This is a genomic window from Microcystis sp. LE19-41.2A (assembly GCF_027530405.1).
In the GTDB taxonomy this organism is placed as follows: domain Bacteria; phylum Cyanobacteriota; class Cyanobacteriia; order Cyanobacteriales; family Microcystaceae; genus Microcystis; species Microcystis aeruginosa.
This window is the reverse complement of sequence record NZ_JAPZQJ010000113.1, coordinates 1-10840: the sequence shown is the minus strand read 5'-3', so window position 1 is coordinate 10840 and position 10840 is coordinate 1. Positions and strand designations below refer to the sequence as shown.

General features: G+C 42.4%; 11 protein-coding genes and 1 pseudogene. 10 read left to right on the top strand and 2 right to left on the bottom strand.

The genetic code is table 11. From position 1 onward, the window contains the following. The 7 genes and pseudogenes from O9290_RS05035 to O9290_RS05005 form a co-directional block, all read left to right on the top strand. Positions 1–197: pseudogene (locus O9290_RS05035) on the top strand (Uma2 family endonuclease); the annotation flags it as partial. Positions 198–728: 531 nt separating this feature from the next. Continuing rightward, the gene (locus tag O9290_RS05030; protein WP_052275762.1) at positions 729–1544 is read left to right on the top strand and encodes a Cof-type HAD-IIB family hydrolase; all 816 of its coding nucleotides are present in this window, start codon (positions 729–731) and stop codon (positions 1542–1544) included. A 162-nt stretch (positions 1545–1706) separates the two neighbouring features. After that, positions 1707–2441: a dienelactone hydrolase family protein gene (locus O9290_RS05025; RefSeq protein WP_002763013.1), complete on the top strand. Its 735-nt coding sequence runs from the start codon at positions 1707–1709 to the stop codon at positions 2439–2441. A gap of 96 nt (positions 2442–2537) precedes the next feature. After that, positions 2538–3395 (top strand): S1 RNA-binding domain-containing protein, encoded by an 858-nt coding sequence (locus O9290_RS05020; protein WP_052278385.1) that lies wholly within the window; start codon positions 2538–2540, stop codon positions 3393–3395. 117 nt (positions 3396–3512) lie between these two features. Then, positions 3513–4355, top strand: coding sequence for a DUF6671 family protein (locus O9290_RS05015; protein WP_002763010.1), 843 nt, complete (start codon positions 3513–3515; stop codon positions 4353–4355). Positions 4356–4368: 13 nt separating this feature from the next. Continuing rightward, on the top strand, positions 4369–5028 hold the full coding sequence (locus O9290_RS05010; protein ID WP_002763008.1) for a class I SAM-dependent methyltransferase: 660 nt from the start codon (positions 4369–4371) through the stop codon (positions 5026–5028). 25 nt (positions 5029–5053) lie between these two features. Beyond that, positions 5054–5923 (top strand): NAD(P)-dependent oxidoreductase, encoded by an 870-nt coding sequence (locus tag O9290_RS05005; RefSeq protein WP_288056746.1) that lies wholly within the window; start codon positions 5054–5056, stop codon positions 5921–5923. A gap of 441 nt (positions 5924–6364) precedes the next feature. Here the strand turns inward: O9290_RS05005 and O9290_RS05000 are convergent, their stop codons facing one another. Together O9290_RS05000 and scpB are read right to left on the bottom strand one after the other, a co-directional pair. Further along, a complete protein-coding gene (locus O9290_RS05000) occupies positions 6365–6715 on the bottom strand; it encodes a DUF760 domain-containing protein (RefSeq protein WP_002735620.1) in 351 nt (116 codons plus the stop codon). 134 nt (positions 6716–6849) lie between these two features. Then, positions 6850–7368: an SMC-Scp complex subunit ScpB gene (gene scpB / locus O9290_RS04995; RefSeq protein ID WP_002763004.1), complete on the bottom strand. Its 519-nt coding sequence runs from the start codon at positions 7366–7368 to the stop codon at positions 6850–6852. A gap of 61 nt (positions 7369–7429) precedes the next feature. On the opposite strand from scpB, the gene O9290_RS04990 reads away from it, so the two are divergent. From O9290_RS04990 to O9290_RS04980, 3 genes are all read left to right on the top strand, one after another. Continuing rightward, the gene (locus tag O9290_RS04990) at positions 7430–8242 is read left to right on the top strand and encodes an inositol monophosphatase family protein (RefSeq protein ID WP_288056749.1); all 813 of its coding nucleotides are present in this window, start codon (positions 7430–7432) and stop codon (positions 8240–8242) included. Between the two features lie 256 nt (positions 8243–8498). After that, the gene (locus O9290_RS04985; protein ID WP_002763001.1) at positions 8499–9263 is read left to right on the top strand and encodes an ABC transporter ATP-binding protein; all 765 of its coding nucleotides are present in this window, start codon (positions 8499–8501) and stop codon (positions 9261–9263) included. Positions 9264–9906: 643 nt separating this feature from the next. Then, positions 9907–10578, top strand: coding sequence for a hypothetical protein (locus O9290_RS04980; protein ID WP_002762999.1), 672 nt, complete (start codon positions 9907–9909; stop codon positions 10576–10578). Positions 10579–10840: the final 262 nt, after the last annotated feature.

Sequence of the window (10840 nt, the reverse complement as noted above, 5' to 3'; positions counted from 1 at the left end):
GGCGTTTTAATGGACAAATCTGGCGCATTTATCGGTTAGAAAAGGGGGTTTATCAGGAAGGAGAATTTAGTCCGACTTTTCCCCTAGTTCCGAAAACTAAACTCTATGAATTTTTAGCCACTGCTAAAGAGGATGAAGTGAAGGCAGAAAAGAATTTAAGAGCATGGCTTGTTAGTCAACTAGCTAAAAATAATTAACTAGGGCAGTTTTTGAGGTAATTATGGTGACATTTTATCTAGAGTTAAATACTAACGTTTCTTGTCAGGCTGATAATTTCTTTTCCCAATTTAATATTGTTTTATTCGTGTATCCAAATGTTCGGACTGTTGCATTTAATCCCATGCCTTCCATCCTAGCTTTCAATACTTTGACAATTTTCGAGGGATTTCGCTAGAATACAGAAAGCGGTAAAGCGCGTAAGGGATCACGGAAACCTCCCGCTCCTTTGTACCTCGGAACAAATATCGCCCTTGAAAATGTAATGGTGACGGGTCAAGCAGGATAGAAGCTTAACGGCTAAGGTCAAAACAGCCCACAAATAAAATTCAGATCCGTCCGCCGCCGGGCAGTCGGTAGACGTTAAACTAAAACGCTTGTGGATTCGGTCTGACGGGGGCATAGTCTTCCGATTGTGTCTAGTTAAGAGGAGTAGAAGCAAGAATCTCCAGTCACAGCGTAGCTTGACGGCGAGAGTGTCAATAACTGTTACCGTTGAATGGGACAAGACTGTGGATATTCGCTTAATCGTTGTTGATGTGGATGGAACGATCGCCGGTGATAACAATCAGGTTAATCCAGCTGTGGTGCAAGCTGTCTCGGCCGTCCAAAAAAAGGGAATTCCCGTCGCTATTGGCACTGGTAGGATGTACCGCTCGGCTTTACGTTTTCATAAACGCCTTAAATCCACTTTACCTTTAATTGCTTACAATGGCGCTTGGATTCAAGATCCTGTTTCCCAAGTTCACCATCGACATACTCCCATTTCCCCCGACTTGGCGATCGATCTTTTAGATTATCTCGAACAACCCCAATGGAAAGAGAAAATCTCCCTTAATTTTTATATGGACGATGTGCTTTATGTGCGGCAATTAAACGCGGAAACGGAATTCTATCGGCAGCGATCGGGTATTATTGCCGAAGCAGTGGGAGATTTACGCAAAGTTGCCCACAAAACCACTAAAATCCTAGCCATGGGGGAAGATAAGCAATTTATCGCCGAGATTTGGCATCATTTACAGCAACGCTATCAAAATCAAGATTTATACTTTACCCAATCGAGTCCGACTTTTTTTGAAGTTACCCACGTTGAGGCTACCAAGGGAAGCGCCACCCAATTTTTGGCCGAAGATATCCTAGGATTACAACCGCAAAACGTTATGGCGATCGGTGATAATTTTAATGATGTTTCTATGCTCACCTATGCGGGTGTCGGTGTTGCCATGGGTAATGCTCCCCAAGCTGTTAAGGATCAAGCCGATTGGGTTGCCCCTAGTGTAAACTTAAATGGGGTGGCTGCGGCCTTGGAAAAGTTTGTTTTAATTTGAGGAATGGGGAAGTGGGGAAATGGGGAATTGGGGAATGGGGAGATGGGGAATTGGGGAGATGGGGAATTGGGGGAATTCAACTAAAACCCTACAACCCTAAGACCCTACAACCCTACAACCCTAAAACCCTAACACCCTAAAACCCTTTTCATCGAGAAAATTATGACTATTAATACGCAAACTGTTACGATTTCTAACAAAGATATTGACATAGATGCCTATTTAGCCATTCCCGATCAAGGGGGAATTTATCCAGCAATTATCGTGATTCAGGAAATATTCGGCGTAAACGACCATATTCGCGATGTCACCCGCAGAATTGCCCAAGAAGGCTATATAGCGATCGCTCCTGCCATTTATCAGCGATTCGCTCCTGGTTTTGAAACGGGGTACAGTATGGAAGATATTGAAATCGGTCGTCAGTACAAAGAACAAACCAAAGCAGCCGAATTAATCAGCGATATCCAAGCCACCATCGATTATCTTTATAGTTTGCCACAGGTGAAAAAAACCGGTGTCGGCACGATCGGTTTTTGTTTTGGTGGTCATGTGGTTTATCTTGTCTCCACTCTAGAGGATATCAAAGTTAGTGCCTCTTTTTACGGTGCGGGAATCACCACGGGAACCCCTGGGGGTGGTCAAGCGACAGTGAAGGTGACTCCCCAAATCAAAGGGACAATCTACGCATTTTTCGGGATGTTAGATGCGAGTATTCCTCAAAAGCAAGTGGATGAGATAGAAAACGCATTAATCCGTTATCAAATTCCTCATCGAGTTTTCCGCTATGAAAATGCCGACCATGGCTTTTTCTGCGACCAAAGGGCTAGTTATAATGCTAATGCGGCCAAATCTGCCTGGGATCATGTGCTAGAGTTATTTAGCCTTCTTAAATCTTAATGGTCTGACCCCTCAAGCTTCAGCTTACACTGGAAGCAGATCGAAATTATACTTGTAACCATTCTATTTATCATGACACCGAACCCAGCCTTTTCCATGGACGATTTTGCCAAAGCTCTTGATCAATACGATTATCAATTTGAAAAAGGGCAGATCGTGCGCGGGAGAGTCGATCAACACACCTCCGATGGAGCATTCATCGATATTGGCGGCAAATCCTCCGCTTTTATTCCTTTAAGGGAAATTTCCCTGGAAAATGTTATTTCTATTGCTGAAGCTTTACCCATAGGTGCAGAATTCGATTTTCTGATTACCCGTGGACAGGACGCGGAAGGACAAGTTACCCTGTCTCTGCGGCAATTATTACTACAAAAAGCTTGGGAAAATGTCAGGGAAATCTCTGAAAGTGGCAAGTCGGTGCAGCTGCGCGTCACGGGGGTGAATAAGGGGGGAGTGACGGGAGAGGTGGAGGGATTAAAAGGATTTATCCCTCGCTCCCATTTAATCGAAAAAAATGATTTAGATTCCCTGATCGGACAACTTTTAACCGCAACTTTTATTCAAATCGATCAAGAAAATAATAAATTAGTTTTATCTCAGCGAGAAATTGCTCGCGCTAACGCTATCAGTCAATTAGCTGTGGGTAAATTATTAAGTGGCACCGTGGTTAAATTACAACCCTACGGTGTCTTTGTCGATTGCGGTGGAGTGACGGGATTACTCCATGCTAAACAGGTGACAGGAGCCTCTTTTAATTCTCCCATGACTTTCTTTAAAGTTGGTCAAGCAATTAAAGTGGTAGTCGCGGAAATTGACGAATATAAAAATCGCATTTCCCTATCCACAAAAATCCTCGAAGCGCACCCCGGCGAAATTCTCGAAAACTTTGCAGAAGTCATGGAAACAGCAGCAGAAAGATTAAAACAAGCTCAGGAAAAAACCCCAGCAACTTAGTGTAGGGTGGGTTAGGCGACAATAACTTAGATATTTTACCACCTATTTAGTATTCGCCGTAACCCACCATCAGTTATCAGGTGAATTTGTCTCCTGTCTCCTTTTTACTTGACAAAGATGTTTCAAGATCGGATAGCAATTTTAGGGACTATGCACGGAAAAGAGCGGGTGATTGCACCGATTTTAGCGCAAGAAATAGGCCTTAAGGTGATTGTACCCGATAATTTTAATACCGATCGCTTTGGCACTTTTACCCGGGATATTAAGCGCATCGGGACACAAATTGAAACCGCTCGCAGGAAGGCACAACAAGCGATCGAGCTTTCGGGATACGATATCGGAATTGCTAGTGAGGGTAGTTTTTATCCCTATCCCCACTTGCCGTTGATTTCCTGTAATCGTGAATTGATTTTATTGCTCGATCGAGTCCATAATCTAGAAATAATTGGTCAAGCAATAGTCACGGAAACTAATCACGCTCACCAAACTGTAACTAATCTAGCAGCTGCTTTAGAATTTGCCGAAAAAATCGGGTTTCCTAGTCATGGTTTAGTGGTGATGTTTGATAAAAATTCTCTCGACTCCGAGCAGATTTTTAAGGGAATTACTGACGAGAAAAATTTCGTTAAAATTGTTGAAGATATTCTTGACAAAAACGGCAAGGTACACCTAGAAACCGATATGCGTGCTATGCACAATCCCACGCGGATGAAAGCAATTGCAGCTGCGACAGCAAATCTGGTGCAGAAACTTAATCAATTATGTCCTAATTGTGGTTGTCCGGGGTTTGATATTATCGAAAGAACATCGGGTTTACCCTGTGGTTTATGTCACTTTCCCACCTCTTTAATTAAACTGGAACTATACGGTTGTCAAAGGTGTGATTATCGAGAGGAAAAACTCTTTCCCAACGGTCAAAAAACTGCCGATCCGATGTATTGTGAATATTGTAATCCTTAAGGATAGCTTTTCTATGGAAAGAATTTTAGAACCGGAAGTAATGGATGATCGGGAAGAAGCGATCGAATATGATGCCATGGACTTCACCGAAGTTAATACTAATTTTGCTAAAGAAGCCGTACAATTGGCCGGTATTAATGCTAGGGTATTAGATGTGGGAACCGGTACTGCACGCATTCCGATTATGCTCTGTCAACTGCGTCCCCAATGGCAAATTATCGCTATTGATCTGGCCGATTCTATGTTAGAAATTGGTCAAAAAAATATCCTGAGTGCTAACTGTCAAGAACAGATCAAATTAGAAAAAGTTGATGGAAAAAATCTTCCCTACCAATCCGAGCAATTTGATTTAGTTATTTCTAATAGTTTAATCCACCATCTCGAAAATCCTCTGCCTTTTTTAAGGGAAATTAAGCGAGTTTTAAAACCCAATGGTGGCATTTTTTTAAGAGATTTATTCCGTCCCGATTCCGAGGAAATAATCCAGGGGATGGTGAGGGAAATCGATCCTAATTTTTCTCCCCGACAAGCGCAACTATTTAAGGATTCTCTCCAGGCCGCTTTTACCCTAGCAGAAATCGAAGATTTAATCCAGCAATCGGGATTAAAAAATGTTAAAATTTATCAGTCTTCCGAACGTCATTGGACAGCCATAAAAACAAGTAAAAACTAATCACTAAATCAGGAAAAGTTGAGTTATGAAAGTTGGATTTTTGGGAACAGGATTAATGGGAACGCCAATGGTAGAAAGATTATTAAATCAGAAAATTTCTGTTATTGCCTATAATCGCACCTTAGAAAAATTAGCACCTTTACAGCAGTTGGGAGCCAAAACAGTTAGCTGTCCCGATCAAGTTATTCAAGAGGCAGATTGTCTAATTTTAATGTTAACTAATGCCGCCGTTATCCAAGAGGTTTTAGGATTAAATTCCGAGCAATCTAACTTCAATAATCGGACTATTATCCAGATGGGAACTATTGCTCCTTCTGAAAGTAAACAACTGCGAGATAAAATTGTTGCTAAAGGGGGAGAATATCTAGAAGCACCCGTGTTAGGAAGTATTCCCGAAGCTAAAAATGGCACTCTCTTAGTTATGGTGGGAGCAACGGAGAAACAGTTCCATCAATGGTCAAATTTATTAGCACATTTTGGTCAAGAACCGATGTTAATCGGGGCAGTGGGAACCGCCGCGGCGTTAAAATTAGCTTTAAATCAATTAATTGCCGCTCTAACCAGTGCTTTTGCTTTGAGTTTAGCTTTTTTATCCCAGCAAGGAGTAGATCTAGAAAAGTTCATGACTATCCTGCGTCAAAGTGCCTTATATGCGCCTACTTTTGACAAAAAATTAACCAGAATGTTAGAAGAAAATTATGCTAACCCTAATTTTCCCACTAAACATTTACTCAAAGATGTCAATCTCTTTTTAGAGGAATCGGAGAAGTTAGATTTAACCACTTTTCCCCTAACAGGAGTACAGAGCCTTCTGGAAAAAGCTTTAGAAATGGGATTAGCAGAACAAGATTATTCAGCTTTATACGAAGCGCTGAAAAAAGAATTAAGTAGGTAGGCGTTAAAAATTATCAGACACCCCCCTTATCAAGCGTAGGGTTGATTCATGAATCAACCCTACCTTATCAAGGGGGGGCAGGGGGGATCGAACCTAAAATCCATTTTTAATTTAATTATAACCAGCTACTTATAAACCGCTTGGCAACATCAAAAAGACTCTTTTTGGTTTGTCTAGTCGGACAACTGATAGGAGAAAAACTGGTAAAAGGCTTTAAATTTTCCTTAAGCTTTGTTGAGGTGGCCGGAAGAGGGGGTTAGAGTGGGAAGTGATGGAATTTTGGGCATATTTTCCTATGACGCTGACTGAATTTGGATTATTAGCGGGTTTACTTGTCCCCGGTATCCTGCTCTCGATTTTAGTGATGGTGAGTTTTGCCAAAGGGGGCTAAAAACCGATAGAGACACCGATGAAAGTGTCTCTATCTTTTTGGGGTGAAGATTAATCTATTTTTGGTTTTTTGCCTAATTTAATTGATTCTGTAGCTAACAAAATTGATTCTAAATGATGGCGCTTCTCCACTTGACCGAGGAAATAACCGGTCATCATCGCTGAAGCGAGAAGATTAGCCAAATTCTCGCGGTCGGTGGTAATTTGTACCGCGAAATCCTCTGAGGGCAGCATTCCCACCAATCCCCTGACGTTTTGCGAGATAATATCTTTAATTTCGCTACTGACGGATTGGGCTATTCTCTCAAGGGTTTCAGGATGCTGCTGCTGGAGATACTGCATCAGACAGTTATCGTTTTGTTCTTCGGTTTCCCAGGGAAAAAAATCAGGATTAAAAGTCATCAGAACTCCCACGCTGTAGTGGTTATTGGATCTAGGTTAACAAATCGCTCTTCTTGATTGCCTGAAGTCCCCCCCATCTTCTTCAAGTTTAGCTCAGTGATCAAACATTCACCCTTAATATACTCTCTCTCTCCTTATTCCCGATCGGTAGCTTCCAGAATACCCTGTTCTCTAAGATTGTCAACCTCGAAATATTGATGAAATTTATCGGTTAATTCTAACCAGTACGATCTACCTTCATTTTGCTTGCGTTTTCTCACAAATCCTCGTTCTACCAAGTCCTGAACCTGTTGATAGGCCGTACTGCCTCGTAAATTAATTAAATCCGCTTGTAAAATCGGTTCTTTTAGTGCGATCGCTGCTAAAGTACGGAGGGTTCCTGTGCCTAATTCGGCCGGGATCAGGTCTTCGATCAAATTCTGATAAGCTGACCGCAATTGTAAACTATAACCGAGGGGGGTTTCCACCACTTCCAAGGCACTATCCCGGTGTGCATAATCGGACATTAACTCGATCATGGCATCTTCCACCGTCAAGCGATCGCTGTTGGTTAATGTCACCATCTCGGTTAAGGGGACAGGCTGCCCTTTTAGGTAAAGTATCGCTTCTAGACGGGTAGCTAGTCTGATCTCCTGGTGGGCTTCCGCGCTCAATCTCGACTACCTAAGTTTAGACAATGATTTAATATTCTACTAGAAGACGAACGAGAAAATTATGGAAACTTTTTGGAGTCAGGTTTTAGACTTTTGTTATCAGGCTACCGAGCAGGTGGGCGATCGCCTACTAGCTGATTTTGGCAAATTACAGGCCACCAATAAAGCAGATGGGACTTTAGTGACGGCTGCCGACCGTTGGTCCGATGGGGAATTGCGATCGCTAATTGCCCGCACTTTCCAGGATCATGGAGTCTTAACCGAGGAAACTACCCATATTTTCCCGGATCAAGAATGGTGTTGGGTAGTGGATCCAATCGACGGTACAACTAATTTTACTCGCGGTATTCCCATCTGGGGCATTTCCCTAGGACTTCTCTACCGGGGGACTCCCGTGTTCGGATTTGTTTATCTCCCCTGCCTAAAACAGGCCTATTATGGTTATTGGTACGGTGAGACGGGTTTAACCGGTCCAGAGGGGGCCTACCGCGATGGTCAACCGATTCACACCAGCGACGATTTTCCTAGCAAAAATCATCTGTTTAATCTCTGCGCCCGTAGTACAGATATATTTAAAAATCCCTTTCCCTGCAAAGTGCGGATGATAGGAGTGGCTAGTTATAATCTGCTTTTGGTTGCCGATGGCACGGTTTTGGGAGGAGTGGAAGCAACCCCGAAAGTCTGGGATATTGCTGCGGTTTGGGCAATTCTACAGGCCGCTGGCGGAGTATTTATCTCTTTAGGAGAAAAGATTTTTCCCTTGCAGGTGGGGGAAAATTATAGCGATCGATCCTATCCCTGTTTAGCCGTGGCTCGATCGAATTTAGCACCGGTTTTCTTGCCTTTAGTCGGTTTTCTCAAGGATGTTGCTTGAATGGAGAATTGCTCAGGTTAGAATAGCTGCATTTATTGGTTTTATCTCTATTTAGGGCTTGCTGAATAAATCTAAAAACCTTGTTGGATAATATCTTTAAGCTTGTTTGAAATCAAAAACTGCCAGCCCTTGGAGTGATCAGGGGGGAAATTTAGGCACTTTTTGCCTGAAAATTAGGTAATTGACCCCCTGAAAATCGGTAAAACCCTACACTCCACACCCTACACCCCACACCCTGCCCCCACGAATTTATTTCATGAGTTTTGATACTTCCTCTCTCAGCGAACGCAACGATAAAGCCGAAGTCTATCAGCCGGTAATTATTCGCCTCGAAAATGTGTCTAAAATCTACGGCAGTGGCGAAACCATGGTTAAAGCCCTCAATAACATCAATTTAAGCCTAAAAAAAGGGGAATATTGCGCTATTATGGGGGCTTCGGGTTCGGGAAAATCCACGGCCATGAATATTATCGGCTGTCTTGATCGTCCCACCTTGGGAGCTTATTATCTAGAAAATCTGGACGTTTCCACGCTGCCGGATGGGGATTTAGCCCAGATTCGCAATCGTAAAATCGGCTTTGTTTTCCAGCAATTCCATCTTTTACCCCAGATGAGTGCGCTGGAAAATGTCATGTTACCAATGATTTATGGTGGGGTTTCTCCCCAAGAAAGAAAGGAAAGAGCGATCGCTGCTTTAACGAAGGTAAAATTAGATAATCGACTGCACAATAAACCCAATCAATTATCGGGGGGACAACAGCAGCGCGTCGCTATTGCTAGGGCAATTGTCAATCAACCCATATTATTACTTGCTGATGAACCGACGGGGGCGCTAGACTCGAAAACTACCCAAGAGGTGATGGCTATTTTCTCGGAATTGAATAACAGTGGCATTACTATCGTCATGGTAACTCATGAGGCTGATGTGGCGCGTCACTCTCAGCGCATTATTTGGTTTAAGGATGGTGAAGTGGTTTATCCTAATCTCGCACCGACGGATTTACATGAGGTGATTGGGTAGGGTGGGGATTTTTCAGTTATCAGTGAACAGTAATCAGTAAACAGTGAAAAGAAAACGACAACTTCCTATATAACTGATTCAAAGCTGATGGCTTACTGCTATAGGTTTGAAACTATTTAACTATTGTTACCTCAGTTTTTGTTTAAGTCTCAATAGTCGCTATTTGAGCAAGGATTACGCAATTAAAAATAGCTGACTTCGTTGTTCAGTTCGCCAAGATTATTGATGCTCGCTACAGTTAAGAATTAAGAAGTAATCGGGTTATGGCAAATCATCGGAGCGGACAAATATGATATTTTAGATTTAAGTTGAGAGTGGCGATTGCCTCTTGATTAAGTCGTTAGGTCGCTTTAACTCTTAGTAGTGATAGTGTCCGTCAAGTTATTTTTTAGTGTGATCGATACTGATTGATTCATTAGGAGGTTGGCTCTTCTCGACTTTGTGTGATAATTTTTGCTTATAGAATCGTGAAATGTTTACTGGGAAAGACTTTTAGGACTATTTTGCTGAAGAAACTATCAGTATAGACCTAGTTTCCACACAGAAACCAGAAGAGCCGGAGGTTTAGCTTGTCGAATGCTATCTCGTTCCGTTGATTTGGGAAGACTCAAGTTATAGGGATATCTGCTTCGGAGGTTGAATTATGCCAGGGATGCGAAGGGCGGATCGCCGAGATTCTAATAGTGATAATGAGCGCAACAATCCTCGCTCTCGGCAGCCAGAGCCACCCTCTTATCTTGAACTGAAACAGCAGCGAGATAATGCTAGAGGTGATAAGTTTTTGTTGCAGCAGGAAAAAGCTCAATTGCAGCAACAGCTTCAGACTTCACAGCTTGCAGTTGATGAATGGGAGCAGCGTGCAACGCAGAATAATCAACTCTATCTTAGTGAGCAGCAAAGATATCAGCAAACTCTTTGTCTTTATAACGAAGAGAAGGCAAAAACTGTTGAATTAATAGCCAAATATCAAGAAGCAGATGCCCAGCGGACGCAATATCTGACTCTGTATAATGAAGCCCAAGAGCTGCTTAAACGAGAAAGACGCTCAAAGGCTGGCATCAAGGGTTGGGAAACTCGCCGTAAAATTGAAAATGAGCGTCTAAAGCAGGAAATTGCTGAAATGGTTGTTCTACTGCGTGAATCGTTGGCAAGCAAGGATGAGGCGGTGAATAACCTTTATGCTTTAGCAGAGCGTATGGATAGGATTCAACAATTAGTTGATTCGGTAGAAGTGGAATCTACTGGTAATCCAGTGGGTTTGCTGCAAAAGCTCAAACGCATTTGGCTTGCCATTAAAGATATCCTTTCTGAATAACTGGACTTCCCCCATACATAAATACTAAAAAATTAACAAAACCCTTACTGCAGGTCGCTTCTAAGAAAAAATTGAAAAGAGACTACTGGGTACATTTTTCACTTGAAAATGGCTGTACCGCTGACTGTATCTGGAGTAGAGCGATTCCGTAGAGTTGGCTGTATAGTGATCGCTAACCTGATTTTAACAGATAGTGTCATTAATCTCTAGAGTAAGGGATTCCCTCTGTAGCCATGTTTTTGCTGATTTTCTGCCCCGAAAC